Source organism: Aliiroseovarius sp. xm-d-517 (assembly GCF_013283135.1).
Lineage (GTDB): Bacteria > Pseudomonadota > Alphaproteobacteria > Rhodobacterales > Rhodobacteraceae > Aliiroseovarius > Aliiroseovarius crassostreae.
This window is the reverse complement of record NZ_WBXT01000001.1, coordinates 1,498,204-1,523,679: the sequence shown is the minus strand read 5'-3', so window position 1 is coordinate 1,523,679 and position 25,476 is coordinate 1,498,204. Positions and strand designations below refer to the sequence as shown.

Here is a 25,476-nt window from a genome sequence, read left to right as displayed (position 1 = left end):
GTTTCAAGCCCATCCCGAAACACTTTAAAAGTGGAAAAAACGGGGCGAAAACCGGTGCCCGCCCGTTGACTCCCCCCTGAACCCCGCTATAAGCGCCCAGTTGGTCCCTTTTGGGGGCCGCATTCATTTGGTGTTGGTGGCCCTCGCAAGAGGATGCCTGTCACGCCCGAGAGCCCCGGGGTTTCAGTTCATGAAAAACCGGACCCGGTTCAAAGGCGAGAGGACAACGCCCTTCGAAACTATGAAGGAGAACAGCTGTGACGAAACGTACCGCTGCCAAGTATAAAATTGACCGCCGCATGGGCGAAAACATCTGGGGCCGTCCGAAATCCCCGGTGAACCGTCGTGAATATGGCCCCGGCCAGCACGGCCAGCGCCGCAAAGGCAAACTGTCGGACTTCGGTCTGCAGCTGCGCGCCAAGCAGAAGCTGAAAGGCTACTACGGCGACCTGACCGAGAAACAGTTCCGTCGCATCTACGGCGAAGCCGAGCGTGTGAAGGGCGACACCGGTGAAAACCTGATCGGTCTGCTGGAGCGCCGCCTGGACGCCGTTGTCTACCGCGCCAAGTTTGTGCCGACCGTCTTCGCTGCCCGTCAGTTCGTGAACCACGGCCACGTGACCGTGAACGGCAAAAAAGTGAACATCCCCTCCTACCGTGTGAAAGAGGGTGACGTGATCGAAGTGCGCGAGAAGTCGAAGCAACTGGCCATCGTGCTGGAAGCTGTGGCCCTGGCCGAGCGTGATGTTCCGGACTATGTCGAAGCTGACCACTCGAAAATGACTGCCACCTTCACCCGCACCCCCGGCCTGTCGGACGTGCCGTACCCGGTGGTGATGGAACCCAACCTGGTGGTTGAATTCTACGCGAAGAACTAAGGCGTTTCGCGGGTCACACTGCAAGGCGTATCGGGTTTCACGTTCGAGCTTCTGGCGAAGACAGAGGCGAGAGGCAGAGAAACCCGATCCCTCCGGACCCGGAAACGGCTGTCTTCGCCGAACCCCTAAGATTTCTGAAAGGGCTGCGCCATCGCGCGGCCCTTTTTTGTTGGCGTGGCCCCAGTTCAGGGGGCGCGACAGCTTGGGCGCGGCTTAATGCCTTCTCGAAACGCTTCAATGAGGCGGTGAGGTGTTAACCTCCGGGGGAGTTTTTTCAGCGATATCCCTGCGGATTCTTGCGGGTGAGAAAAGATGCCCTCAGGGTCAAAATCGTCTTTATATGCCTGAGTTTTCACAAGAAACCCGGCTCCGCCGCCCGTTTGATTGTTTGTTTCAAGGCGCGGATTTCTGCCGATGAGCCCCGCGGTCAAATTTTAACCTAAGTTTGCAGGTAGTTAATCAGGTAATCAAGAATTGATTACAGTTATGAGTAGAGTCATGTCAGATCCATACATCTCAGAGGTGAAGTATCTGGGCGCCGCTACCCTCGACTTTGTCGAGATTGCCGTGGAGTCGGGGACTGATGTGTCCGATCTGGTGGTGACGATTTACAACGCGGATGGAACTGTGCGGTCGACCAATTCGCTGGATGGTCTCAGTTACACCACTGTAAATGGCAAAGATGTTTATGTGGTCGAGAGCGGCTCCCCCTCGACCTTCAGTGGCCTGCACAAGTTTGGCGGGGTATCGCTGAGCGATAGCAGCACGCTCTACAATTTCATCTCTTTTTCTGACAATGCTTCAACCATCACGGCCACGGAAGGACCGGCAAGCGGGCAGACCTCAACCGATATCGGGGTGGCAGGGTCCGGGGCGTCCCTTGAAACCACCGATGGGGGGGCAACCTACGTCACGCAAACCAGCCCCAGCAAAGGGACCATTCCATGCCTGACCAAAGGTGTTCGTGTGCGCACCGACCGGGGGGATGTGAAGGTTGAGGATCTTGAGCCGGGAATGCGGGTTGCGACTGTGGACGGGGGCCATATCACCTTGCGCAAACTGCTAAGTCGCAAGGTTTGCGATCAAGAGATCAGGCGCGATATCAGGCTGGCCCCGGTGCGAATCAGGCAAGGCGTGCTGGGGAACAACCTGCCGTCCCGCGACCTGCTGGTGTCGCGGCAGCACCGCATGCTTGTCTCGTCGCCGATTGTAAAACGGATGTTTGGTGAGGAAAACGTTCTGGTCGCGGCAATCAGGCTGACCGACCTGCCGGGCATTTCGGTAGATGACAGCGTTATGGACGTGACCTATTACCACCTGCTGTTTGACCGGCATTGCATCATTTTCGCAGAAGATGCGCCAACGGAGAGCCTTTTTGTCGACCGCGATACCATGTCCTGCCTGCCCTCGGATGTGATCGCAGAGCTTTCGGCGCTGTTCCCGCATTTTCGGGCGACAACCTATGCCCCCAAACCAGCCCGCCATATTCCGGATGGAAAACGGCAGAAAAAGCTGATGCAGCGCCATGCGAAAAATGCCTGTTTGCCGCTACTTTCCTATAAGGCGCCCATGCCCGGTTCAGCGAAAGCGTCACCAGACCCCGCTGAAACAGCGTGATGTGGTGACGCTTTATCATCTGAATTATTAGACCGACGCAGATCCGCATCCCTCAAGGCATATGTTTTTGCTGCGCTACGTGCGCGAAAGCCTCACCTTGTCCCGGATCACACCCGTTAGCGCTTTCCCTCTTCCACCGCCCCGCGCCCGCCACTACAACCGCCCCCAGAAGGAGTATCGGTGATGGCGAAGATTGAACCGCAACCCGGGATCATGACAATCAAACCTTATGTGGGCGGTGCCGCGAAAGTGGCAGGCGTCCAGAATGTGGTGAAGCTCAGCTCAAACGAAAACCCGTTTGGCCCCAGCCCGGACGCGGTTGAAGCGTTCAAGCGCGCGGGCCATGACCTGCATCGTTACCCCAATACCGACCATGCGGCCCTGCGTAAGGCCATCGGAGATCTGCACGGGCTGGACCCCGAGCGTATCATCTGTGGTGTCGGCTCGGATGAGATCATCACCTTCCTCTGCCAGGCCTATGCCGGGCCGGGGGATGAGGTGATCCACACCGAACATGGTTTCTCGATGTATAAGATTTCCACCCTGGCCGCCGGGGCAACCCCGGTTGAGGTGCCGGAGCGCGAACGCATGGTGGATGTGGACGCAATCCTCGCAGGCGTGACCAAAAATACGCGACTTGTGTTCATTGCCAATCCCGGCAACCCGACCGGCACCATGGTGGGGATGGGCGAACTGGCCCGTCTGGCGGAAAAACTGCCGCCACAGGTGCTTTTGGTGCTGGATGGGGCCTATGCCGAATATGTCGAAGGGTTCGATGGCGGTGCGTCGCTGGTCAGTATGCGCTCAAACGTGTTCATGACCCGGACCTTTTCCAAGATGTATGGGCTTGGCGGTCTGCGCATCGGCTGGGGCTATGGCACGGCTGAGGTGATTGATGTGCTGAACCGTATCCGCGGGCCGTTCAACCTGTCGATGCCGCAACTCGCCGCCGCCGAGGCCGCCTTGCGCGACCGGGACCATGTGGCGAAATGCCTGTCGGAAAACACCCGGTTGCGCGGCTGGATGGCTGAGGCGCTGGCGGAAATCGGTGTGCCCTCCGACACGTCCTGCGCCAATTTCATCCTCGCGCGGTTTGCCTCGGAAGACGAAGCCAACGCGGTGGATGAGTATCTGCAATCCGAAGGGATCATCGTGCGCCGGGTGGCGGGCTATGGCCTGCCCAATTGCCTGCGGATCACCGTGGGGGACGAACCCTCCTGTCGTCGCATCGCCCATCTGGTGGGGCGGTTCAAAGGGGTGATCCCGGATCCGAAACAGGCTGACAAAGCAAACGCTGCGACGACGGAGGGGCAGGCATGAGCACTCCGGGCACACAAGTTTACAACCGCGTCGCCCTGATCGGGCTCGGCCTGATCGCCTCCTCCATGGCCCATGCCATGCGCCGCGCCGGTCTGGCGGCTGAGATTGTCGGCACCGCGCGCTCTGCTGAAACCCGCGATATCACCCGAGAGATCGGGTTTTGCGATCGGGTGGTGGACAGCGCCGCCGAGGCGGTGAAAGAGGCCGATCTGGTTGTGCTGGCCGTGCCGGTGGGGGCGATGGGCCGTGTGGCCGAAGAGATCGCGCCGCATCTGATGCAGGGCGCCACCGTGACCGATGTCGGGTCTGTGAAACAGGCCGTGATCGAGGCGGTCGGGCCGCACCTGCCCACGGGCATCCACTTCATCCCCGGCCACCCGCTGGCGGGCACCGAACATTCCGGCCCGCGCGCCGGATTTGCCGAGCTGTTTGACAACCGCTGGTGCATCCTTGTGCCCAACGGCTCTGATCCGGCGGCAGTGGCCCGGCTGCGGGCGCTTTGGGAAGGGATGGGGTCCAATGTGGAAGAAATGGAGCCCGACCATCACGACCTCGTGCTGGCGGTGACCAGCCACACCCCGCACCTGATCGCCTATACAATGGTCGGGGTGGCGGATGATTTGCGCCGGGTGACCGATAGCGAGGTGATCAAATACTCTGCCGCGGGGTTTCGTGATTTCACCCGGATCGCGGCCTCAGACCCGACCATGTGGCGGGACGTGTTCCTGACCAACAAGGACGCGACACTGGAAATCCTCGGCCGGTTCACCGAAGAGCTGTTTGCCCTGCAACGGGCCATTCGCACCGGGGATGGGGAACAGCTTTTTGACTATTTCACCCATACCCGTGCGATCCGTCGTGGTATTATCGAAGCCGGGCAGGATACGGACGCCCCGGATTTCGGTCGCGTTGGCCAGCACGAGGCCAAGCGGAAATGATCGGGCGGGGGCTCGGGGCGCTCTTGCTGGTGACCGCAATGTGCGGGCAGGCGGCTCTTGCCTACGCGCCCGAACGATCTGAGCGCCCCCTGTTGCGACCGGGCACCCCGGTTTCGGCACCCCCCGCAAAGCCGCAGTATAACGTGGTTGTGCGCTATCACGCGGATATCCGTCCGCGCCTGCGTCCTGGTACACCGATCCTGGGCACAGCGATCTTGGGCACAGCGATCCCCGCAACCGCTCCGGTCAGCACAGGCCAGCCGGCCGCGATCATGGCCTCTCCGACCAGCCCCTATGCGGTTGCCCGCTCTTCCCGCCCGCAGCTGCGCCCCCGCAGCCTTGTGGGGCAGGCACGGGTCGCCACGCCGCAGAAAACACCGGTAGCCGTCCCGCAATCTACCGGGACATTCGGGGCGATTTGCGGCTCTCGCCGGATCCGGGGAGAGAAAGTTTCCACCATTTCCGGCACCCTGCCGGGCTGCGGGCTGCGCGGGGGCGTGAAGGTCAGCGAAGTGTCCGGTATCCGCCTGTCCACCCCTGCGGTGATGGATTGCGATACCGCCAAGGCGCTGGACAGCTGGGTGCGCAAAGGGGTGGTGCCCGCAGTGGGGCGCCTGGGCGGCGGCCCGGCAGAACTTAAGGTCATCGCCCATTATGCCTGCCGCACCCGCAACAACAAACCGGGGGGGAAAGTGTCGGAACATGGCAAGGGCAAGGCGGTGGACATTGCGGGCCTGACCTTGAAAAACGGTGCCCGGATTTCGGTCCTGAAAGGGTGGAAAGACCCGGTGCAGGGCAAGGTGCTGCGCGCCATGCACGCCTCGGCCTGCGGCCCGTTTGGCACGGTGCTGGGCCCGGATGCGGATCGCTATCACAAGGATCACCTGCATCTGGACACGGCGCGCCATCGGGGCGGATCTTATTGCCGCTGAGGCGGAATGTCTCTTGCCAACAAGGGGCCGCTCTGGCCCCGTTTTCTAGTTTTCTAGTTTTCTAGTTTTCTAGTTTTCTAGTTTTCTCCCGCAGATCCCGGTCTCAGATCTCCATCCAGATTGTGACGGGGCCGTCATTCACCAGCGACACTTTCATATCTGCGCCAAACTGCCCCTGTGCGACCTCCATGCCCAGGGCGCGTAGCTGATCGGCGAAATATTCATACAGGCGGTTGCCTTCCTCCGGTTTGGCGGCTGTGGAAAACCCCGGTCGGTTTCCGCGCGACGTGTCAGCGGCCAGGGTGAACTGGCTGACCACAAGTGCGGCGCCGCCAATATCGCGGACCGACCTGTTCATCTTGTCGTTTTCGTCCTTGAAAATCCGTAGCTTGGAAATCTTGGCCGCAAGTTGATCCGCGTTGGCGTCGCTGTCGCCTTCCATCGCGCAGATAAGGATCAACAGCCCGGGGCCGATTTCGCCGATCACGTCGCCATCCACCCGGACGGCAGCTTCTGAGACACGTTGGATAAGAGCGCGCATGGGGGTCCTCTCTGCGGGTTTGGTTTTCTGGGTTGCTTTAACGGTCAGCCCCGTGCCTGTCCATTGCCGTGCCTGTCTATCACAGAGACCGGCTCGCCCAAATCTTCCAGACCCGGCTCAGCCGTGCCAGCGCACCCATTCGTCCAAAGGCGCGCGGGTGGTGCGGAACTGGTTCACCGGGGCCTGCGGGTCAGGGCGGCCAAAAGCGATGCCGCACAGGATCACCCGCTCCTCGCTGATGCCAAACCAGTCACGCAGAAAAGGGGCAAATGCGGCGACGGCGGCCTGCGGAATGCTGCCCAGCCCCAGCGATTGTGCCGCCAGCGCAAAACCGGTGACAAACCCGCCGCAATCAAGATAGGCATATGGGCCAAGTTCGCGCGGGGCCGAGATCAGGGCCATGTGCGGCGCGCCGAAAAACCGGAAGTTTTCCAGCATCTGCTGCCCCGAGGCCACCCGTTCCCCGCGCGCGATCCCGACGCTTTCATAAAGCTGGAGGCCACAGGCACGGCGCCGGTCCTGATGCGCGCCACTATAGGCGGAAGGCCAGTCGAGATCCGGGGCGTGGCTGTTGTGCAAGGCATGGTCGTAAAGGGCTGTACGCAGGCGATGGGTTTCCTCCGCGCGGGTGATCTCCACCTGCCAGGGCTGGGCGTTGCACCAGCTTGGCACTTTCTGGGCGGCGGTCAGGATCTGGGTAATCTCGCGGTCGGACAATGGGTCCGGCAGGAAGGCGCGGCAGGAATGGCGGGTGCTGAGCAGGGCGTTGAACGCGTCGTAATCCATCTGGGCCTCATTGATTGATGGCGATCAGGTAGCCGATCCCTGCGGCGAGGATCAGCCCGAACAGAACCGCAACCGTGATCTTGACCGCAGACCACGGACGTTCGCCCTGCACCCGGCTGGTCTGACCATTGACCACAAAGCGATAGGTCTTGCCGCGATATTTATAGGCCGCCAGCCAGACCGGGAGCAGGATGTGCTTGAACCGCACATCGGACACATCGGTGTCGAGGGATGTCACCCGCTGCCGGTCCCCGCCAATGTCAAATTTCACATCGCGCAGGATCACCCGGTCCATATGCGCGCGCGCCTCGGCAAACCCCTCAGCCAGTTCTACCGTGTATCCTTCGGCCTGAAACCCGGCGAGGTAATCCGGGCTGTAGGGGGTCAGACGGGACAGATCCCAAGGCGCCAGCGCATCGGTATAGCGTTTCGGCAACCCCCGTGAGGCCAGCACCAGCACATCGTCGAAAAACCGTGCAACCCGGCCGGACCGCGACGACCAGCGGGTTTTGCGCTCACGCCGTGTCTGGCGTTTTCCATCCACCATCACCACGCGGTCGACATAATAATCGTCACCGCGCTGCCCCAGATACCGCGTGTCGGTCTGGGCGTCATATGTCCAGTAGGGCACATAAATCCCGTTCAGTTTCCGCCCCTTGCGGGCATAGTCCTGAAGGCCGTTTGGCGCAAACCACAGCCTGCCGAGCCAGCGGGTCATGGCGTCGCGTGCGGCGGTTTCGCCAAGGGCAAAAGGCACCACCCCCCTGGGTTTGATCTGCCGGTAGGTGCCGCTGTCGGCCACCACCGGGGTGGCGCAGAACGGGCATTCGGCGGCATGGCGATTGGGGTCGAACTCGAAGATCGCGGCGCAGTTGGGGCAGGTCGTGGCGCGGGCTTCGACACTGTCCGCCTCGGGCAGGGCATGGGTGAGGGCGGCGCGGTAATCCAGCTCGACAATCGCTTTCACCCCCGGCTCGCGGGTCTGGGTCAAGGGGGCATGAAACCCGCAGTGATCGCAGCTCAGATCCTCCGTTTCGGGATCAAACCGCAGATCCGCCCCGCATTGGTCGCAGGGGAAACGGTGTTCGGCCTCTTGCGGCGCGGCGGCAGGGGATGGGGGCGCTGCCGGGGGCCTTTGGGGAGGGGTGGACATGGGTTTTATGCCTTCGGCGAGGATATTTTAAGCGTTTCGAGATGAACTTGAGACACAAGCTGATTTCGAAACGCCCGCAACATCAGTAGGTTTCGAGCGTTTCGCCTCATTATTGTGATTGTGTCTCAATAAAAAGTCGAAACGCTTTAAGACAAGAAAAAAGGGGCGGCGGTCCCGTCCGCCCCGATCAGATCAGGTGTCGATCATGCGCCGGGCGGCGGCGGCGGGGCTACGGTGAAGAGCTGGGCCAGTTCCGGCACGTCTTCGGCGAAAAGCCAGCCATCCTGCCCCGGTGTCCAGACATGGGTCTGGCGCGAGAGGCTTCCTTCGGCGGCCATCCGACCCAGTTTTGCCTTGGAAAACGGGCCGGTGGTTTTGCCGTTTTCAGCCAGGTGCCAGAGTTTTTCGACCGGAGGCGGGGGTGGGGGCATGGTGCGGGTGGCCGAGACAGTCCGAGGGAGGGGCGCGCCCCATGGTCCGGCCTGCTGGCTGTTCTGCGCTGCGGTCTGTGCACGATCCCCATTTTGCGCCATACCCTGGGCCATTGCCATGCCCATGCCGACGCCCATGCCCGCCCCCATCGAGCTGGCCATGGCGCTGTTTTCCGCCCCCATGGCTTCGGCTGCGTTGAATTTCATGTAATTGTCGAGATTGCCCGCAATCCCCATCGACGTGCGCTTGTCCAGCACCGCTTCCACCGCGGGCGGCAGCGAGATGTTTTCGATGTAGAATTCGGGGATGGAGAGGCCGTATTCCCCCACGATGGCAGTGATTTCACGCGCCACGATCTGGCCCAGATCATGGGTGTTGGCCGCCATATCCAGCACCGGGATGCCGGCGCTGGCGATCACGCGCGAAAAGGCCTGCACGATGATATTGCGGATCTGGAAGGAGATCTCGTCCATGGTGAACTCGCCATCGGTTCCGACGATTTCCACAAGGAACCGTGCCGGATCCGTGACGCGTACCGCATAGGTGCCAAAGGCGCGAATGCGGGTGGGGCCAAACTCGGGATCGCGGATCATGATCGGGTTCTTGGTGCCCCATTTCAGGTCAGCAAAGCGCGTCGTGTTGACGAAATAGATCTCGGATTTGAAGGGGGATTTGAACCCGTGATCCCAGTGGTTCAGCGTGGTCAGCACCGGCATGTTGTTGGTTTCCAACATGTAAAGCCCGGGGGTGAACACATCGGCCAGCTGGCCTTCGTGGATGAACACCGCCGACTGCCCCTCGCGCACGGTCAGCTTGGCGCCATATTTGATCTCATGCCCTTCGCGTTCAAACCGCCAGACCATCGTGTCGCGCGTGTCATCCACCCAATGGATCACGTCGATGAATTCGCCGGTCAGAAAATCAAAAATACCCATGATGTCCTCCTTCGGAGTGTTGGGGGGAATGTGGTGGGATATGGGGCCGTGCAGGGGATAGCATGTCTGCTCAGACCTCGTCATCTGTTGGGGATGTGTGGGGTGTTTGATCCGGGCGCGCGCTGCGATGTGTGGGGGCCACCAGCTCGCGGGCAATCTCGGTCACAATCGGGCGGGCCTCATCTGCGCTCATGCCGGGGTGCAGCCGCGCGTCATAAAGGATCCGCAACAGCATCTCGTCATGGGTGGTGAGGCGGCCAAACTCCTCATCATCATTGAAAATCGACGGGCGGGCCTGCGGGCTGTCATTGCCGATGCCCAGCCCCTGCGCAATCTCTTCATGCAGGCAGGCGCCCATCATGCGCGGCGGGATTTCGGTGCGGATCACTACATCGGCCTTGGTCAGGGTGGCCGTGCCCTGTGGCGCGCGGGCCAGAACATGGCAATAATTGCGGCGGTCAAGGCTGATCAGCGCCCGGATGGCGGCGGCAGAAAGCGTGCCATCCCCCCGCGACAGGCGGGCCTCCAGCGCGCGGCGTTCACGTTCATCAACGATGAAGATGCGCATATTGGCGCGGGGATGGTCCGGTTTCAGAACCGAGATCGACAGGCCGGTGATCCGCGCCAGCCGCGTGGCATAGCGGCGCGTGATCGCGGTGACTTGCGTCCGGGTGTCGGGATCCACCGACGCGCCGAAAGACAGCGACAGGCGCACCGGCCCGTCCCATCGGTTGAGGAATTGCGCAGGCGACTGGCCGGATTGGCCGGCCCGGCCGGGCAGGGCATATTCACTGGAAAAGGCCAGGCGCATGAAGTTGCGCGCAAGCATCTCATCGGTAAAAGGCGTGTCGACGCCGCCGCCATCACCGCGCAAAAGGCCCTGCACCAGCAGCCCGCGCTGAACCCGTTCGTAATAACCCGCCAGTTCGACGCTTTCGGCCGAGGGGGTGTAGATTGCGGGGGCGGGGCGGGGCTGCGGCACGGGCGAGGTCCGGACCCCGCCCTGAAACGCCAGGCACCCGGACAACAACAGGCTGCTGGCAAGGAGCACCCCTTGCCATCCGGCCCGTCCGACCACGCGAGAAAAGGTCGCGCGCCGCGTCATCTTACCCTGCTTTGGCGGGGGCGCTGGCCCGCGCGGCTGCCAGGGTTGCCTTCAGCTCCGCTTCCATCTTGATCAGCTCTTCCTCGGCCTCGGCGCGTTTGGCCTTGCCTTCATCGGCAATGCGCAGGCTGTCTTCGATCGTGCCGATCAGATCGGCATTTGCCGCCTTGATCGCCTCGATGTCGAACACGCCGCGTTCCATCTGTTCACGCACCAGTTCATTGGCTTCGCGCAGGTTGGAGGCGTTGGCTTTGAGCAGTTCATTGGTCAGATCGGTGGCGTCCTTGACGGCGGCTGCCGCCTCGGTCGAGCGCTGGATGGTCACCGCCTGCGCCAGCTGGGTTTCCCACAGCGGCACGGTGTTCACCAGGGTCGAGTTGATCTTTGTCACCAGCGACTTGTCGTTTTCCTGCACCAGACGGATTGACGGCAGCGATTGCATCGTCACCTGACGGGTGAGTTTCAGGTCATGCACCCGGCGTTCCAGATCATCACGCGCCGCCCGCAGGTCGCGCAACTCCTGCGCTTTCAGCACACCCTGTTCCTCGGTGGCATCCGCCAGTTCCGCCTCTTTCGCCGGGATCACATCGGCATCCAGCTGGTCAATCTTCGCTTCCCCCGCCGCGATGTAAAGCGCCAGCTCGTCGTAAAACTCCAGCGTCTTTTCATAAAGCTTGTCGAGCGATTTGATGTCCTTGAGCAGCGTGTGCTCATGGGTCAGCAGATTGTCGGTGATCTTGTCGATCTGGCCCTGTACATCTTCAAAACGCGCCAGGAATTTCGCTGCAGGCGCGGCCCGGCCAAGCAGCTTTTCCCACCAGGATTGCTTGCGCCGCATATCCAGTTCCGAGACCGAAAACCCGCGAATGGTGGTGACCATGTCGCGCAGCCCGTCCCCCGCAGGCCCCAGATCCTTGTTGCGCACCCCTTGCAGCATGTCCTGGCTGATCACCTGCAATTCCGCCTGCGCGGCAGAGCCAAACTCGATGATCGACTGGCTGTCGCCCATGTCGATTTCATCCATGCGCTTCTCGATCTCGGCGCGGTTTTCCCCCTTGGCCTCAGACAGCGGCACAAGGGCACCGGCCGGTTCGGGCAGGGTCACGGCGGTGACGTCCTGCAATTCCTTCAGCTGGGTTTCGGTAGGCAATGTCGACATGACCAGTTCCTCTTTAATTTCTGTCTATCAATCTTTGTCCATCCGCACGCCTTCACGTGCGAGACGGTCGCGAAGCACCTCGATCTCGACCTCGAGATCGGTGCGGTTGTCACTTAAAAGCGCCTGGGTCTTGGCGGCGAAATTCTGTTCCAGATCATCCAGCAGCGCCTCATAGTCACGGCGCGCGGTGGCATCGTGACTGCGGGTGTAAAGCTCGGTGAATTTCACCGTCGCGTCACGCGCCCCGCGCAGATAGACCGACAGGAACTTGCGGGCGGCGGTCAGGTCGCGCGGGTCGTCCTCGACCACCCGGAACATGTCGCGCGCGGTCAGCTGAAAGGTCTCGACCCGGGCCGTCAGATGGCGATCACGCAGCGCATCAACCGCGCGGCTCATGGCGCCCAGCTGCGCTTCGGCCTCTTCCACCACCCGGGCCACCCGGTCGGTCTGGAAGGTGTCCACCCCTTCGGTGGTCTTGTTTTTCAACGGATCCAAGCCAAAGGAAAACAGGTGCAACCCAGCCCCCAGAATGGCGTAAAGCGCCGCCTCGATCATGCTGCCCTGCACCAGCCCCGCCGCCGCAAGGCCCGCACCGGTCAGGATCGCGGCAAAGATCTTGCGCGGAAAGGCCGGGCGGCGCGCCACCTTGCGCGCGTCATAGGCCTCATGTGCGGCCACCCCTTCGCGGGTTAGCCAGGCCGCCGCCAGCAAAAGCCCGGCGCCGACCAGCGACAGCGCCATCGGCGCGGGGTCGCGGAAAAAGGCCAGCCCCACCAGCGGAAGGGGCGCCAGGAACAGCAGGTTTACCCGCGCGCCGGCCCGTGCGGGCTGGGTCCCTTCAAACGGAGAGCGCTGCCGGCGTGGCGCGGTCTGCCCGTCGCTTTCAGGGCGTTTGGATCCGTTCGGACTGTAGCTGCCCCCGTATCGTTGCGCCATCACGCCCCCCCTGTCAGCGAGACATAGAGGATCAGCGCCACCAATGCGAAATAGGCGGTTTTCTGTAAGCCATTGCCACTCATGCCTTCCCTCCTGTCACTTGCATTTCAATATAGGCGCGGATCCGCTGCATTACCACGGTGTCGCCGGGTTTGGGCAAGCTGCCGCTTGGGGCATCCGTGATCGCACCCGGGCGGTGCAGCGGATGCCGGAAACCTGCGGTGCCTCTCCCTCCCTAATTGCCCGCATGTTCCGGTCGGGAACAAGGGGGAAAACCGGGGCGCCGTGCTCAGGATCGAGCTCAGGTTTGTGCTCAGGAATGTGCTCAGGTTGAGGGGCGGGTTTGTGGGTGACGCAGGGTCAGATTCTGAGGAGCCGATAAAGCCTTACCGAAACCCGCCTTCGCGCCCGGCCTTCCCGCGTCATTCCGGAGCAAAAAAGTTTAAACTTCGCGGATCTGCGCCGTGGAAAGTTTAAACTTCGGCCTTCCGGGATGGGCAAAAGATTAAACTTTGCGGATCATCTCCCACTTCGCCAACGACCGCCGCATCACGCGTTTCCAGACCGGTGGAAACAGCGCAAGTGTCGCCATTGTCGGCAGGGGTTAGGGCAGCATCGGTGCCCGGGTCGCATCCGGCAGGCGCAGCGCAGGGTAGGGGCGCATCGGATGGGCGTGGTGATCGGAATGACGTGGCGCATTCATCATCAGATGCGAGGTGAACCAATGAGGAGAGTTCCAACTGTGATGGTCCCCCACAGGTTCATAGCCGCCATTTTCTACACGGGCCCGCATCAACCCGTAATGCTGCACGTAATCCGACAGGAGTAGCTGAATTTGTGCGTAAAAACAAAGGAATAGGTAGGCGACCATGCCTTTTGCCCCAAAGCTTGTCCCGACCAGAACAAGCATGATTGCCGCCCCGACCAGATAGCCCGCATAGGGGTTAACCCGCCATTTTCCGGCCTGTCTGGCGCGGGCGATATCGGCTTTTTCCATCGCATATCCCGCGGTGAAAGACCCGATCCAGGCGCGTGGTGCAAAGGCATAGAAGCTTTCCCCCTCACGGGCGGAATTTGGATCATCTTCTGTGGCGACAAACCGGTGGTGCACCTTGTTATGGGCTGAGGTGTGATGACCAAAAAGGAGAGAGATGTAGACGAGTTTTCCGAGGGTAAACAGGCGCTTATCTGATCTATGGATCAGCTCATGCGCGTTGGAATTGGACACTTGTCCAAAGAAAAGTCCCGCCGCAAGCGCCAGGGCAATGCCGGGAAAGATCCCGATCCCGGTGCCGCCGGACAGGGCGAAAACCACCAGCAGCAGCAGGATGAAATGCGCGGTTGCAAGCAGGATCGAAAGCTGGTTTGCGGCGGTGAAATCCGCCTCCGGGTCGGCGGTTCCGGCCAGTTTGCTGATCCACTCATCCAAGGCAAAAGACAATAAAGTCATATAGATAAGGGCTGAGAGCGCGAACCACCCGCCAAGGAAAACCCCCAAGAGCAACAGCGCCACCGGCGCCAGCGCCGCCATGGCAAAATAACGTAGCTTGTAACCCATCATCATGTCCTCGGACTATGTGCGTTCGACCCACCCAGTGAGATAATCGGGGGGACTAATCGGGGGGACTATCGGGAAATTTCACGGCCGAGGCAATCCATCCCACGAGCTTAAGACGCAAACCGACTTGCGGCGATCGGTGCGCAATCCGTTATGTCTATGTCGTTTTTGACATGTGTCCACTGAACCGTGCAGGGTAGGATTGCCCGGAACGGTTTTAGGAGTGGGCAATGGCCTTGGATGAGAAAAAAGGGATCTGGAAGAATGCGCGCGGCAAGGGGCGCAAGATGCCCAAGGGGCGCCAGATCGACCCGGTCGCATGGGAAGAAATTCAGGAATTACTTGGGGATAGGCCGCGTCGCCGCGACCTGTTGATCGAGTTTCTGCACCTCATCCAGGATCAATATGGCCATCTTTCCGCCGCTCATATCCGCGCGCTTGCGCAGGAGATTGGCACCGGTCAGGCCGAGATTTACGAAGTGGCCAGCTTCTATGCCCATTTCGATGTCGTGAAAGAAGGCGAGACCCCTCCGCCCGCGCTGACCATCCGCGTCTGTGATTCACTGGCCTGTGAACTGGCCGGGGCCGAACAGTTGCAAAAGGCGCTTGAGGATGGCCTGAAGGCTGAGGACGTGCGGGTTCTGCGCGCGCCCTGCATGGGGCGTTGCGACACCGCTCCGGTTCTGGAACTGGGCCACAACCATATTGATCACGCGACACCGGAAAAGGTGCTGGCGGCGATTGAATCCGGGGATATCCACGCTCATATCCCGAATTATCAAACACTTAGCGCCTATCAGGCCGAAGGTGGATATGCCGAGCTTGCCAAGCTGCGCACTGGCGGTGACTGGAAAGACGTGCAGGACAAGGTGCTGTCTGCCGGGCTGCGCGGCCTTGGTGGGGCGGGTTTCCCGTCCGGCACCAAATGGGGTTTTGTGCGCGCCAATGAAGGGCCGCGCTATCTTGCTGTCAACGGCGATGAGGGGGAACCCGGCACCTTCAAGGATCGGTACTATCTCGAACGTACCCCGCATCTGATGCTTGAGGGGATGCTGATCGCCGCATGGGCGGTCGAGGCTGAGACCTGTTTCATCTATATGCGCGACGAATATCCGGCGGTGCTGAAAATTATCGCAAATGAAATCAAGGCGTTGGAAGATGCCGGGCTGGTTGAGCCCGGTTATATCGAGCTGCGCCGCGGGGCAGGGGCCTATATCTGCGGCGAAGAAAGCGCGATGATCGAATCGATTGAAGGCAAACGCGGCGAGCCGCGCCACCGTCCGCCTTTTGTGGCGCAGGTGGGGATCTTCAACCGTCCGACCCTTGTGCATAACGTCGAAACCCTGCTTTGGGTTGCCCGCATCCTGCGCGAAGGGCCAGAGATCCTGACATCGGTGGAAAAGAACGGCCGCAAAGGATTGCGGTCCTACTCCGTGTCCGGTCGGGTCAAGGCCCCGGGTGTGCATCTTCTGCCGGCAGGCTCCACCATCACTGATATCATCGAGGCTGCCGGTGGCATGCTTGATGGGCATAGTTTCAAGGCGTATCAGCCAGGCGGCCCGTCCTCTGGTCTGCTGCCTGCGTCGATGGCGGATATCCCGCTCGATTTTGATATGCTGCAGCCGCATGGCAGTTTTATCGGGTCTGCGGCCGTGGTGGTTCTGTCTGATCAGGACAGCGCCCGGGATGCCGCGCTCAACATGCTGCGCTTTTTCGAGGATGAAAGCTGCGGTCAATGCACCCCCTGTCGTGTGGGGTGCGAAAAAGCCGTGAAGCTGATGCAGGCGGAGAAATGGGATCAGGCCCTGCTGGAAGAGCTGAGCGCGACCATGGTGGATGCCTCCATCTGTGGTCTGGGTCAGGCCGCACCGAACCCGATCCGTCTGACGATGAAGCATTTCCCGGACGAGGTCTGATCCCACGGGCCCAATGCAGTCAAACGCCATTGAAGGGGTGCCGTGTCCGGCGCCCCTTTTTTCTTGTTCCAAACATTCCGGGGGGCAAACCTTCGGACTGGTGGGCAAAGCCCGCATCTTTCCCTCACGTCCCACTTGACCCACACCCGTCGGTTGCGCATCGCTGGTGCCATGACACTTGCACCGCTTTATCTTGGCCTGGCCATCGCGCTGGCCTATCTGCCCTACACCAATGGCGCGACGAGTTGGCGCCGTTCGATCCACAAGACACTGCCGCTGTTGCTGTTTGCCCTGGCCGGGTTTCTGACCGGGGTGCCAGCCTTTCTGGTGGCGGGGTTGTTCCTGTCCGCGCTGGGGGATTTCGGCCTGTCGCGTGACGGGGATAGCGCCTTCCTTTACGGGCTGTCCGCGTTTGCACTGGCCCATGTGCTTTACATCCTGCATTTCCTCGCGCTGGCCAATGCCCCTTTGTGGGAGGTTTTCTCGGTGGCCCCCATTCCCGCCATCGCTCTCATCGCTCTGGTCCTCTCGACCGAGCTGTGGCTGACCCCGCATACCGGCCCGCTGACCTGGCCTGTGCGCCTTTATGTCTTGGTGATCGGTGTCATGGGCCTGTCGGTGCTGCTGGTGCCGCTTGGGGCCAGCACCCTGGGGGCTGCGTTTTTTATCCTGTCGGATCTGATCCTGGCAGTGGAACTGTTTCGCATGACCGACACAGATCCCCGTCGCAGGCTGGCCGGTATCCTGATCTGGGGGTTCTATATTGCCGGGCAGGCTTTGATCCTCATGGGCGGGCTGCCCGCATAAAACCCTGCCGCGCTTTGAAACTCGCGGTGCGGGTTCAGCCCAGCTTCAGTGCGGCCCGGTTCAGCGCGAGACGCCGAACGCCTGCAGGGTCAGGGGGATGGCCTTGAACTCTCTTGTGCCGCGGCGTGAGCCCCATTGCAGCGGCTTTGTTGCCAGATCGACCCAACGATGACGACGAGCCCATTTGGCGGCCATGTCCCAGATCCCGGCCTGATCGCCGTCACGATAGGCGGCCAGGCCAGCGTCGATTTCCGGCAGGTTTTTTTGGGTGAAGGCAAAGCAGCTATGGGTCCAGATGATCAGGTCCTGCATATGCCCCTTGGGTGTGTTGCGCCGGGGCGAGAACCGTTCAAAATCCAGCAGCGTCAGCCGGTGCCCATCCCAGCACATATCCTTGATGGCCGGCCGGCCATGCGACAATCCCTTGCCATGCAGCAGGGCAAGTTCGCGCCCGGCAGCTTTCATTGCGCGGGTGCGGTCCTCCAATGTGCTTTTTTGGTGGCGCAGCAACCCTGACAGGGCCGGACCGCTGTCTCTCATCACCAGAAAATCCCCGCCCTCTGCAATCACGTCCGGCACGGAAATCCCCGCGTCCCGCAAGGCCCGAAGCCCCATCAGATCCGCTTTGAAAGCCGCCGCCGGGTCACCCTTTTGCAGGCGCCATTTCAGCGACAGGGTCTCGCATTTCTTGGCCCAGAATACCTCATCTCCGCGCTGCAACCGCTGCACACGGGCGTTCTCATCCGCAAGAAAGGCGTCCAGATCTTCGTTCAGAAGGGGATTGGAGAAAGGGTGCACATGGGTTTTCATGCGCCTCGTGTAGCAATTCTCTGACGAAAAGCAAATCACCCCGAACCGCGCCGCGCCATACCCCTTTCAAATCGGTGCATTCTGGCTTAGGTGAGGGAAAGCAAGCGGAGGCAGTCATGGCGTTTTTCTCAAAGCTCAAGGATCGGTTGTTCAAATCCTCGTCCAAACTGGAACAGGGGTTGGAAGCCATTGTTGATGAGGGCGGCGAGGAAGATGTGGTTGCGGATGTTGCCGCAGAACTGCCGGTTCAAACAGACGCCACCCCAGACCCCGCCCCCGAACCAGATCAGCTCCCCCCGGACCAGCAAACCCCGGAAGCAACGCCGGACCCGGTGGTTGACGCGGAACCGGACCCCGCCGGGACCGCCTCGACAGCCCAGCCGGTGAGTGAAGCGAAGCCCGCCAACGAACCCGTCAATAAACCCGGCCTCATCGGTCGGATGCTGGGCCGCTCTTCCTCTGCCGCGGGCACCGTCACCCGCCGCATGGTGGATGATGACATGCTGGAAGAGCTCGAAGACCTGATGATCACCTCCGATATGGGCGTCGACACCGCCATGCGTGTAACCGCCAATATTTCCGCCTCTCATTTTGGCAAGAAACTGTCGGTGGACGAGATCAAATCCGTGCTGGCTGGTGAAGTCGCCCGGATCATGGATCCGGTCGCCGTGCCGCTGCCGATTTACCCCAAGCGCCCGCAGGTGGTGCTGGTGGTGGGGGTGAATGGCGCCGGCAAAACCACCACGATTGGCAAACTTGCCAGCCAGTTTACCGCAGCCGGCAAAAAGGTGGTGATTGCCGCAGGTGACACGTTCCGCGCAGCCGCGGTCGAACAGCTCCAGGTCTGGGGCGATCGCGCTGGCGTTCCCGTGCTGACCGCGCCCGAAGGCTCCGATCCCGCCTCCTTGGCATTTGACGCGATGACCAAAGCCGAAGCCGACGGCGCCGACCTTCTGATGATCGACACGGCGGGGCGTCTGCAAAACCGCACTGACCTGATGGAGGAACTGGCCAAGATCGTGCGGGTGATCAAGAAAAAAGACGACACCGCACCGCATAACACCCTGCTTGTGCTCGACGCGACTACCGGGCAAAACGCACTCAGCCAGGTCGAAACGTTCCAAAAGCTCGCCGATGTCTCAGGCCTTGTCATGACCAAGCTGGACGGCACCGCAAAAGGGGGCGTTCTGGTGGCGTTGGCAGATAAGTTTGCCCTGCCAATTCACGCGATTGGCGTCGGGGAACAGATCGACGACCTCGCCCCGTTTGACCCCGAAGAGTTCGCCAACGCCCTGATCGGTATTCGCAACTGATCTTCCTCTTTGCCTTAAATATCCCGGGGGTTTGGGGGCAGCGCCCCCAGTGCAGAACATGAGCAACTGGCTGATCTCTCTCGAAGGAACGCAGGCCGGGCACAATCTTGCCTTGGGGCTTGCGCTGATGGCTGCGTTCCTGCACGCGCTTTTTGGCGCATTGCAAAAAGGGCGCCATGACCCCTGGCTTTCGCGCGGCGCAATTGACCTGTCTTATGGCCTGATCGCCGCCCCCTTTGCTCTTTTTGTCGTGCCCTGGCCCGAGCCGCATATGTGGCCGCTCTTTGCTGTGATCTGGCTTGTCCATGTGGGCTATAAGCTCGCGCAGAGCTACACCTATGTGCTGGGCTCCTATACCGTTGTCTATCCGGTTGTGCGCGGCACCGGGCCGCTCTTCACCGTGCTGGGGGCGGGGATTGTGTTCGGGGAAAGCTACTCGGCGGTGCAATGGCTCGGCGTGTTTGTCCTTCTGGCCGGGATCTATGCGCTGGGCTGGTATAATCTCAGACATTGGCAATTGGGCCGCGCGCAGCTCAAACCGGCACTTGCGATGGCCGTGGTGACCGGGTTGTTCGTGGCGGGCTATACCACAATCGACGCCTACGGGATCCGCGCCACCGCCGATCCGTTCACCTTCCTCGCGTGGTTCTTCTTTATCGACGGGTTCTTCATGCCGGTGATTGCCGGGATCCGCTGGTGGAACATGCCAAATCGCCCCGCGCTGACCCCGCTTATGGGGAGAGGTGTGCTGGGCGCCTTCATTGCCTATGCCAGCTTCGGATCAATCATGCTGGCCACGCGACTGGACAAGGTTGGCGAGGCGGCAGTGCTGCGCGAAACCTCCACCGTCTTTGCCGCGCTGATCGGCTGGGTGGTGTTGAAGGAAAAGGTCGGTCCGCGTCGCGTGTTCATGATGGCGTTGATTGCCGCAGGCGCCGTGTTGGTGGAAATGGGCGGATAAAAGCCTCCCCCCGGATCACGGGAAATTCCCCTCCCACCACTTGCCATCCGCGCCACCGCCCCTCACATTCCCCCAAAGACCACAAACAGGACCAGGCCCCATGACCGACCCGACGCCCCCCGTGAACCCAACCCTGAAAACCGCGTTGGAATATGGGCCGATTGTTCTGTTCTTCGTGGCCTATACCTTCCTCAAGGACCAAAGCTTTCTGGTCGCGGGCACCGAGTATTCCGGCTTTGTCGCCGTAACGGCCCTGTTCATTCCGGTTCTGATCGCCGCCACGCTCGCCATGTGGAAACTCACCGGCCACCTGTCAAAGATGCAGATCGTGACGCTGGTGCTGGTGGTTGTCTTCGGCGGGCTGTCGATCTGGTTCAACGATGAGCGGTTCTTCAAGATGAAACCCACCATCATCTACCTGCTCTTTGCCGGTATCCTCGGATTTGGGCTGATGCGCGGGCAAAGCTATCTGGAAAGCGTGCTTGATGCCGCCCTGCCACTGGAGCGCGAAGGGTGGATGATCCTTACCAAGCGTCTGGCCCTGTTTTTCCTCGGGCTTGCCGTCGCCAATGAGGTGATCTGGCGCATGATGTCCACCGATGCCTGGGTCAATTTCAAAACCTTCGGCCTGCCCCTGGGCACCATCGCCTTTTTCGCCACCCAAAGCGGGTTGTTCAAACGCTATGGCACGGATGAGGAAAACAGCGGCACATAACCTGCCGCCCTCTTCCTCTTGCCGCAAATATCCCGGGGTGAGCGCAACGCGCGAGGGGCAGAGCCCCTTGACGAAAAATGCCCCAGCCGTTAGGGAACCTGCGTGGCGATTTGTTCACCGGATTGCGGGCCACGTAAAATAATTCTGCTAAAGAGGTCAGGGAATGAAGGCGGATGCCGTGTCAGCCCCCGACGCTTATCAGCGGTGGGGGCTTTATTGTGTGAAAGGAACACGCGATGACAAAATGGGGAAAACGCACCGAAGCCGTGCATGGCGGCAGCCGTCGCAGCCAGTATAACGAGCTCTCCGAGGCGATGTTCATGACCCAGGCCTTTGTCTATGACACGGCCGAGGCCGCTGAGGCGCGCTTTATCGAAAGTGGCCCGGACGAGTTCATCTATGCCCGCTACGGCAACCCCACCAACCGCATGTTCGAAGACCGGATCGCGGCGATCGAAGGCACGGAAGACGCCTTCGCCTGTGCGTCCGGCATGGCCGCCGTCAATGGTGCGCTGATGGCGCTGACCAAGGCGGGCGACCACGTGGTGTCCTCGCGCGCGCTGTTTGGGTCCTGCCTTTATGTGCTCGAAGATGTGCTGGGCCGCTTTGGGGTCGAGATCACGCTGGTTGACGGCACTGACAATGCCGAATGGGAGGCCGCCATTCGTCCCGACACCAAGGTGGTGTTTCTTGAAGCCATTTCCAACCCAACCCTGGAAGTGATTGATCTCGCCCATGTGATCAAGCTGGCCCACGCGAATGGCGCGCTGGTTGTGGTGGACAATGCCATGCCCACCCCGGTCTTCTCCTACGCCGCCAGACTGGGGGCGGATCTGGTGGTTTATTCCACCACGAAACATGTGGACGGGCAGGGGCGGATGCTCGGCGGGGCCATTTGCGGTTCGCGCGAACTGATCCGTGGCCCGATTGAGACCTACGTGAAACACACCGGGGGCGCGATCAACCCGTTTGCCGCCTGGACCCATCTGAAGGCGCTTGAGACGCTGGACCTGCGCGTGCGCGCTCAGGCCGCTGCCGCCATGCAGGTGGCCGAGGCGCTTGCGGATCACCCGAAACTCAGCCGGATGAGCTATCCGCAGCACCCCTCGCACCCGCAACACGCAATTGCGATGGAACAATCCCCTTCGGGCGGTACCGTGCTGGCGATTGAGGTGAAAGGCGGCAAAGAGGCGTGTTTCCGCTTCCTCAACGCGTTGGAGATCTTCATCATCTCGAACAACTTTGCGGACGCAAAATCCATCGCCACCCATCCGGCCACAACAACCCACCAGCGTCTGCCGCAGGAACAAAAGGATATGCTGGGCATTTCCGACGGGCTGGTTCGCCTGTCCATCGGTCTGGAAGACGTGGACGACCTGATTGCCGACCTTGAACGTGGCTTAAACGCGGTCTGATTTGTCGCATCCTGCCCTGCCGGTTTGGCATTTTAGTGGCAGAACGGTTAGACTTAGGCGTGCGATAGATGCGGGGGCCGCGATGAATCAGATGAAACGCGGATCGAAAAACAATGTTGATCGGGCGAGCGCCGAAGAGGCGCTGGCCACTTTACGCGCGTGGGCCGAGGCTGCGGATCCGGTTGAGGTTGCCGCACTTGACCCCTCGATTGCCCGTCTTCTGCCGGGGGGCGAGGTGTCAAACTATCCGGCGCTCAGCCGCACATACCCGGACGCATTCACCCCTGATGCGGATTACAAGGCCTCCATGCCTGACCTGCAGAACGGACCGGCCAGCCTGATTCAGGGGGCCAAACGGCATATTCAGCACGTGGGCATTTCCAATTTCCGCCTGCCAATCCGCTATCACACCCGCGACGGTTCTGACCTGACGCTGGAAACCTCGGTGACCGGCACGGTCAGCCTTGAGGCCGGCAAGAAGGGCATCAACATGTCGCGCATCATGCGCAGCTTCTATGCCCACGCGGAGAAAACGTTCAGCTTTGACGTGATCGAACATGCGCTTGATGACTACAAGGCGGATCTGGAAAGCCTGGATGCGCGGATCGAGATGCGCTTTTCCTATCCTGCCAAGGTGGAAAGCCTGCGCTCTGGCCTGATGGGGTATCAATATTACGACATTGCGCTGGAGCTGTTTGAGCATCACGGCAAACGTCGCAAGTTCCTGCATCTCGATTATGTCTATTCCTCGACCTGCCCCTGTTCGCTGGAACTGTCCGAACATGCGCGCCAGTCGCGCGGTCAGCTTGCCACGCCGCATTCGCAGCGCTCCGTGGCGCGGATTTCGGTCGAGAAAATCCATCAGCCGGGCAATACGCTCTGGTTTGAGGATCTGATCGACATGTGCCGCATTGCGGTGCCGACCGAGACACAGGTGATGGTGAAACGCGAAGATGAACAGGCCTTTGCCGAGCTGAACGCGGCCAACCCGATTTTTGTCGAGGATGCGACCCGGCTGTTTTGTGAGCAACTACAGCTTGATCCCCGGATCGGTGATTTCCGCGTTGTGGCCAGTCATCAGGAAAGCCTGCATAGCCACGATGCTGTCTCGATCCTGACGGAAGGAGAGACGTTCGAGGCGCAATCGCTGGACCCGAAACTCTTCTCCACCCTGTTCCACGTCGGCTGAATTATCCCGTATTTGCACAAGGTTGCGCCCGCTGCATGGCGGGGTTGCGGTGCTGTGGGGTGGCCGTGTCGGGCGAACTGACCTATGTCCCCGCTCAAAGCGGCTCGCCTCGCACCTGAGACAGGGAAAGGCGCCGCGCAGCGAGCGATATCAATGTCGTGGGCGTTTCGGCATAGGCATGTGGTTCAAGGTTACCCCAAAGCGCCTTAGGGGAGGAACCAATGAAGGTGAGGTTTCCAAATGGCAATGCAGACGGCACATTCGAACAGTTTTCACTTCACCGGCGCAAAACCGACCCTGCGCGCAGCGGTTTCCCGTTGGCTGGACGGTTTTTTCCAGGCGATGGAACAGCACGCCAGCCAGATGCCCTTTGCCCGCAAGATCCGTGCTCTTGAGGCGAAATCGGATGCGGAACTGGCGCAGATGGGTCTGACCCGTGCTGGCATCCCTCAGGCGGTGCTCAGAACCTATAGTCATATCTGAACCCAGATCCTGCGGTCCCTCCGGACTGCAGCAAGGGTTTGGTGCCGTTTGTCGGGTCCCGCCCCGTGCTTCTCGCTTGACACCCGGGCGTCGCAAGGCCAACCCTGCGCCCATGTTTGACCTTCGTCCCGTGGCCTATGTGACCGGCCTTTTGCTTCTGGCGCTTGGCTTTTCCATGCTGATCCCGATGGGGATTGACCTGCATTATGGCAGTGCTGACTGGCTGGTGTTTCTGGAAAGTGCCCTTCTGACCATGCTTGTGGGCGGCTCTATGGCGCTGGCCTCGGCCAATGGGGTGGGGCGCGGGCTGTCGATCCAGCAGACCTTTCTGCTGACCACCGGTGTCTGGCTGGCCCTGCCCATGTTCGGGGCGCTTCCCTTCATGTTGTCCGAACTGGACGCACGGCCCGTGGATGCGTTTTTTGAGGCAATGTCGGGCCTGACCACAACCGGGGCGACGGTGTTTTCCGGTCTTGATGACATGCCGCGCGGGATCCTGTTCTGGCGGGGGCTGCTGCAATGGTTCGGCGGCATCGGCATCATTGTTGTGGCCATGGTGTTCCTGCCCGAGCTGCGCGTGGGGGGCATGCAGATCTTCCGCTCTGAAGCCTTTGATACAATGGGAAAAGTTCTGCCCCGCGCGGCGGAAATTTCCGGCCGGATCTCATGGATCTATATCAGCCTGACCATTGCCTGCGTATTAAGTTACCTGGCGGTGGGGATGGACACCTTTGATGCGGTTGTCCACGCAATGACCACGATTTCAACCGGTGGGTTTTCGACCCGCGATGCGTCTTTCGGGGCGTTTCAGGGGGTGGCGGAATATGTGGCCTCGGTTTTCATGATCCTCGCCAGCCTTCCGTTCGTGCGCTACATCCAGCTGGTGTCCGGCACCGCAAAACCGATCCTGCGCGACACGCAGGTCCGCGCCTATCTTACCACGATTTTTCTGATCACCATCGTGATGACGCTTTACCGCCTGTTTGCCAATGGCGACCATATGGAGCACGGCTTTCGTGAAGGGATCTTCAATGTGACCTCGATCATCAGCGGTACGGGCTATGCCTCGGTGGATTACCAGCTCTGGGGCACCTTCCCCGTGGTGGCGTTTTTCTTTCTGGGGCTGATCGGGGGATGTGCGGGGTCCACCGCCTGTTCGGTCAAGATCTTCCGCTACCAGTTGCTGATTTCCTCGATCAAGGCCCAGATCCGGTCCATCCACTCCCCCCACGGGCTGTTTTCCCCGCGTTACGCGGGCAAGCGGGTGGATGAAGAGGTGCTTTCGTCAGTGATGAGCTTTTTTGTCTTTTTCGTCGTGACCTTGGGGATCGTGTCGATCCTGCTGGGCCTGACCGGGCTGGATTTCATCACATCGGTTTCCGGGGCAGCAACCGCCGTGGCCAATATCGGACCGGGGCTGGGCGACCAGATCGGGCCGTCGGGCAATTTCTCGGGCCTGAATGATGTTGCAAAATGGGTGCTGGCAATCACGATGCTGATTGGCCGGCTGGAACTGCTGGCCGTTTTTGTCTTGTTCACACCGCAATTCTGGAGAGGCTGAGGTCCCACGCGTGGAC

Annotated in this window: 23 protein-coding genes and 1 riboswitch; of the genes, 14 read left to right on the top strand and 9 right to left on the bottom strand. The window is 60.8% G+C overall.

The window, feature by feature from the left end; genetic code table 11:
• Positions 1 to 257: 257 nt before the first annotated feature.
• The 5 genes from rpsD (at position 258) to XMD517_RS07270 (ending at position 5,685) form a co-directional block, all read left to right on the top strand.
• Positions 258 to 878: a 30S ribosomal protein S4 gene (gene rpsD / locus XMD517_RS07290; protein WP_173485715.1), complete on the top strand. Its 621-nt coding sequence runs from the start codon at positions 258 to 260 to the stop codon at positions 876 to 878.
• Between the two features lie 498 nt (positions 879 to 1,376).
• Entirely contained in the window at positions 1,377 to 2,495 is a 1,119-nt protein-coding gene (locus tag XMD517_RS07285; protein ID WP_173485714.1) for a Hint domain-containing protein, read from the top strand.
• A gap of 183 nt (positions 2,496 to 2,678) precedes the next feature.
• On the top strand, positions 2,679 to 3,815 hold the full coding sequence (gene hisC / locus XMD517_RS07280) for a histidinol-phosphate transaminase (protein WP_173485713.1): 1,137 nt from the start codon (positions 2,679 to 2,681) through the stop codon (positions 3,813 to 3,815).
• On the top strand, positions 3,812 to 4,753 hold the full coding sequence (locus XMD517_RS07275; protein WP_173485712.1) for a prephenate/arogenate dehydrogenase family protein: 942 nt from the start codon (positions 3,812 to 3,814) through the stop codon (positions 4,751 to 4,753). Before hisC ends, XMD517_RS07275 begins: the two co-directional genes overlap by 4 nt.
• Positions 4,750 to 5,685, top strand: a complete 936-nt coding sequence (locus tag XMD517_RS07270) for an extensin family protein (RefSeq protein WP_254449677.1) — start codon at positions 4,750 to 4,752, stop codon at positions 5,683 to 5,685. The genes XMD517_RS07275 and XMD517_RS07270 overlap by 4 nt, the downstream gene beginning before the upstream one ends.
• Before the next feature lie 103 nt (positions 5,686 to 5,788).
• Here the strand turns inward: XMD517_RS07270 and dtd are convergent, their stop codons facing one another.
• The 8 genes from dtd to XMD517_RS07230 all read right to left on the bottom strand — a co-directional run bounded on the left by dtd (position 5,789) and on the right by XMD517_RS07230 (position 14,290).
• On the bottom strand, positions 5,789 to 6,226 hold the full coding sequence (gene dtd, locus XMD517_RS07265) for a D-aminoacyl-tRNA deacylase (RefSeq protein ID WP_173485711.1): 438 nt from the start codon (positions 6,224 to 6,226) through the stop codon (positions 5,789 to 5,791).
• Positions 6,227 to 6,343: 117 nt separating this feature from the next.
• Complete coding sequence (locus tag XMD517_RS07260; protein WP_173485710.1) at positions 6,344 to 7,012, bottom strand: nitroreductase; 669 nt, start codon at positions 7,010 to 7,012, stop codon at positions 6,344 to 6,346.
• Positions 7,013 to 7,019: 7 nt separating this feature from the next.
• A complete protein-coding gene (locus XMD517_RS07255; RefSeq protein ID WP_173487786.1) occupies positions 7,020 to 8,165 on the bottom strand; it encodes a primosomal protein N' (replication factor Y) - superfamily II helicase in 1,146 nt (381 codons plus the stop codon).
• 203 nt (positions 8,166 to 8,368) lie between these two features.
• Positions 8,369 to 9,532 (bottom strand): SPFH domain-containing protein, encoded by a 1,164-nt coding sequence (locus tag XMD517_RS07250; protein ID WP_173485708.1) that lies wholly within the window; start codon positions 9,530 to 9,532, stop codon positions 8,369 to 8,371.
• A 70-nt stretch (positions 9,533 to 9,602) separates the two neighbouring features.
• Positions 9,603 to 10,637 (bottom strand): DUF2927 domain-containing protein, encoded by a 1,035-nt coding sequence (locus tag XMD517_RS07245; protein ID WP_173485707.1) that lies wholly within the window; start codon positions 10,635 to 10,637, stop codon positions 9,603 to 9,605.
• A 1-nt stretch (position 10,638) separates the two neighbouring features.
• On the bottom strand, positions 10,639 to 11,796 hold the full coding sequence (locus XMD517_RS07240) for a toxic anion resistance protein (protein ID WP_173487785.1): 1,158 nt from the start codon (positions 11,794 to 11,796) through the stop codon (positions 10,639 to 10,641).
• A 27-nt stretch (positions 11,797 to 11,823) separates the two neighbouring features.
• Complete coding sequence (locus XMD517_RS07235) at positions 11,824 to 12,732, bottom strand: 5-bromo-4-chloroindolyl phosphate hydrolysis family protein (protein ID WP_173485705.1); 909 nt, start codon at positions 12,730 to 12,732, stop codon at positions 11,824 to 11,826.
• Positions 12,733 to 13,336: 604 nt separating this feature from the next.
• Positions 13,337 to 14,290 carry an alkane 1-monooxygenase gene (locus XMD517_RS07230; RefSeq protein WP_368493332.1) on the bottom strand — a complete coding sequence of 318 codons (954 nt, stop codon included), beginning with the start codon at positions 14,288 to 14,290 and terminating at the stop codon, positions 13,337 to 13,339.
• Positions 14,291 to 14,520: 230 nt separating this feature from the next.
• Here XMD517_RS07230 and XMD517_RS07225 point away from each other — a divergent pair, with 230 nt between their 5' ends.
• Together XMD517_RS07225 and XMD517_RS07220 are read left to right on the top strand one after the other, a co-directional pair.
• Positions 14,521 to 16,206: an NAD(P)H-dependent oxidoreductase subunit E gene (locus tag XMD517_RS07225; RefSeq protein WP_173485704.1), complete on the top strand. Its 1,686-nt coding sequence runs from the start codon at positions 14,521 to 14,523 to the stop codon at positions 16,204 to 16,206.
• A gap of 171 nt (positions 16,207 to 16,377) precedes the next feature.
• Positions 16,378 to 17,013 (top strand): lysoplasmalogenase, encoded by a 636-nt coding sequence (locus tag XMD517_RS07220; protein ID WP_173487784.1) that lies wholly within the window; start codon positions 16,378 to 16,380, stop codon positions 17,011 to 17,013.
• Positions 17,014 to 17,073: 60 nt separating this feature from the next.
• Here XMD517_RS07220 and XMD517_RS07215 read toward each other — a convergent pair whose 3' ends face one another.
• Positions 17,074 to 17,823, bottom strand: a complete 750-nt coding sequence (locus tag XMD517_RS07215) for a hypothetical protein (protein WP_173485702.1) — start codon at positions 17,821 to 17,823, stop codon at positions 17,074 to 17,076.
• Positions 17,824 to 17,939: 116 nt separating this feature from the next.
• Between XMD517_RS07215 and ftsY the strand changes: the two genes are divergently transcribed.
• The 7 genes from ftsY (at position 17,940) to XMD517_RS07180 (ending at position 25,460) form a co-directional block, all read left to right on the top strand.
• Positions 17,940 to 19,136 (top strand): signal recognition particle-docking protein FtsY, encoded by a 1,197-nt coding sequence (gene ftsY, locus XMD517_RS07210; protein ID WP_173485701.1) that lies wholly within the window; start codon positions 17,940 to 17,942, stop codon positions 19,134 to 19,136.
• Positions 19,137 to 19,194: 58 nt separating this feature from the next.
• The gene (locus XMD517_RS07205) at positions 19,195 to 20,097 is read left to right on the top strand and encodes an EamA family transporter (protein WP_173485700.1); all 903 of its coding nucleotides are present in this window, start codon (positions 19,195 to 19,197) and stop codon (positions 20,095 to 20,097) included.
• Between the two features lie 100 nt (positions 20,098 to 20,197).
• A complete protein-coding gene (locus XMD517_RS07200) occupies positions 20,198 to 20,812 on the top strand; it encodes an inner membrane-spanning protein YciB (RefSeq protein WP_055189922.1) in 615 nt (204 codons plus the stop codon).
• 92 nt (positions 20,813 to 20,904) lie between these two features.
• A riboswitch (SAM riboswitch) is annotated at positions 20,905 to 20,984 on the top strand.
• A 64-nt stretch (positions 20,985 to 21,048) separates the two neighbouring features.
• Positions 21,049 to 22,227, top strand: coding sequence for an O-succinylhomoserine sulfhydrylase (gene metZ / locus XMD517_RS07195; RefSeq protein WP_173485699.1), 1,179 nt, complete (start codon positions 21,049 to 21,051; stop codon positions 22,225 to 22,227).
• Positions 22,228 to 22,309: 82 nt separating this feature from the next.
• Positions 22,310 to 23,416, top strand: coding sequence for a GTP cyclohydrolase FolE2 (gene folE2 / locus XMD517_RS07190; protein WP_173485698.1), 1,107 nt, complete (start codon positions 22,310 to 22,312; stop codon positions 23,414 to 23,416).
• 240 nt (positions 23,417 to 23,656) lie between these two features.
• Entirely contained in the window at positions 23,657 to 23,899 is a 243-nt protein-coding gene (locus XMD517_RS07185) for a hypothetical protein (protein WP_173485697.1), read from the top strand.
• A gap of 112 nt (positions 23,900 to 24,011) precedes the next feature.
• Complete coding sequence (locus XMD517_RS07180; RefSeq protein WP_173485696.1) at positions 24,012 to 25,460, top strand: TrkH family potassium uptake protein; 1,449 nt, start codon at positions 24,012 to 24,014, stop codon at positions 25,458 to 25,460.
• Positions 25,461 to 25,476 lie beyond the last annotated feature (16 nt).

What these genes read in the sequence shown, in the direction of transcription:
- XMD517_RS07285 (WP_173485714.1), top strand. Translation starts at nt 1,377, where the DNA reads ATGTCAGATCCATACATCTCAGAGGTGAAGTATCTGGGCGCCGCTACC.
- hisC (WP_173485713.1), top strand. Translation starts at nt 2,679, where the DNA reads ATGGCGAAGATTGAACCGCAACCCGGGATCATGACAATCAAACCTTAT.
- XMD517_RS07275 (WP_173485712.1), top strand. Translation starts at nt 3,812, where the DNA reads ATGAGCACTCCGGGCACACAAGTTTACAACCGCGTCGCCCTGATCGGG.
- XMD517_RS07270 (WP_254449677.1), top strand. Translation starts at nt 4,750, where the DNA reads ATGATCGGGCGGGGGCTCGGGGCGCTCTTGCTGGTGACCGCAATGTGC.
- dtd (WP_173485711.1), bottom strand. Translation starts at nt 6,226, where the DNA reads ATGCGCGCTCTTATCCAACGTGTCTCAGAAGCTGCCGTCCGGGTGGAT.
- XMD517_RS07260 (WP_173485710.1), bottom strand. Translation starts at nt 7,012, where the DNA reads ATGGATTACGACGCGTTCAACGCCCTGCTCAGCACCCGCCATTCCTGC.
- XMD517_RS07255 (WP_173487786.1), bottom strand. Translation starts at nt 8,165, where the DNA reads ATGTCCACCCCTCCCCAAAGGCCCCCGGCAGCGCCCCCATCCCCTGCC.
- XMD517_RS07250 (WP_173485708.1), bottom strand. Translation starts at nt 9,532, where the DNA reads ATGGGTATTTTTGATTTTCTGACCGGCGAATTCATCGACGTGATCCAT.
- XMD517_RS07245 (WP_173485707.1), bottom strand. Translation starts at nt 10,637, where the DNA reads ATGACGCGGCGCGCGACCTTTTCTCGCGTGGTCGGACGGGCCGGATGG.
- XMD517_RS07240 (WP_173487785.1), bottom strand. Translation starts at nt 11,796, where the DNA reads ATGTCGACATTGCCTACCGAAACCCAGCTGAAGGAATTGCAGGACGTC.
- XMD517_RS07235 (WP_173485705.1), bottom strand. Translation starts at nt 12,732, where the DNA reads ATGGCGCAACGATACGGGGGCAGCTACAGTCCGAACGGATCCAAACGC.
- XMD517_RS07230 (WP_368493332.1), bottom strand. Translation starts at nt 14,290, where the DNA reads ATGGGTTACAAGCTACGTTATTTTGCCATGGCGGCGCTGGCGCCGGTG.
- XMD517_RS07225 (WP_173485704.1), top strand. Translation starts at nt 14,521, where the DNA reads ATGGCCTTGGATGAGAAAAAAGGGATCTGGAAGAATGCGCGCGGCAAG.
- XMD517_RS07220 (WP_173487784.1), top strand. Translation starts at nt 16,378, where the DNA reads ATGACACTTGCACCGCTTTATCTTGGCCTGGCCATCGCGCTGGCCTAT.
- XMD517_RS07215 (WP_173485702.1), bottom strand. Translation starts at nt 17,823, where the DNA reads ATGAAAACCCATGTGCACCCTTTCTCCAATCCCCTTCTGAACGAAGAT.
- ftsY (WP_173485701.1), top strand. Translation starts at nt 17,940, where the DNA reads ATGGCGTTTTTCTCAAAGCTCAAGGATCGGTTGTTCAAATCCTCGTCC.
- XMD517_RS07205 (WP_173485700.1), top strand. Translation starts at nt 19,195, where the DNA reads ATGAGCAACTGGCTGATCTCTCTCGAAGGAACGCAGGCCGGGCACAAT.
- XMD517_RS07200 (WP_055189922.1), top strand. Translation starts at nt 20,198, where the DNA reads ATGACCGACCCGACGCCCCCCGTGAACCCAACCCTGAAAACCGCGTTG.
- metZ (WP_173485699.1), top strand. Translation starts at nt 21,049, where the DNA reads ATGACAAAATGGGGAAAACGCACCGAAGCCGTGCATGGCGGCAGCCGT.
- folE2 (WP_173485698.1), top strand. Translation starts at nt 22,310, where the DNA reads ATGAATCAGATGAAACGCGGATCGAAAAACAATGTTGATCGGGCGAGC.
- XMD517_RS07185 (WP_173485697.1), top strand. Translation starts at nt 23,657, where the DNA reads ATGGCAATGCAGACGGCACATTCGAACAGTTTTCACTTCACCGGCGCA.
- XMD517_RS07180 (WP_173485696.1), top strand. Translation starts at nt 24,012, where the DNA reads ATGTTTGACCTTCGTCCCGTGGCCTATGTGACCGGCCTTTTGCTTCTG.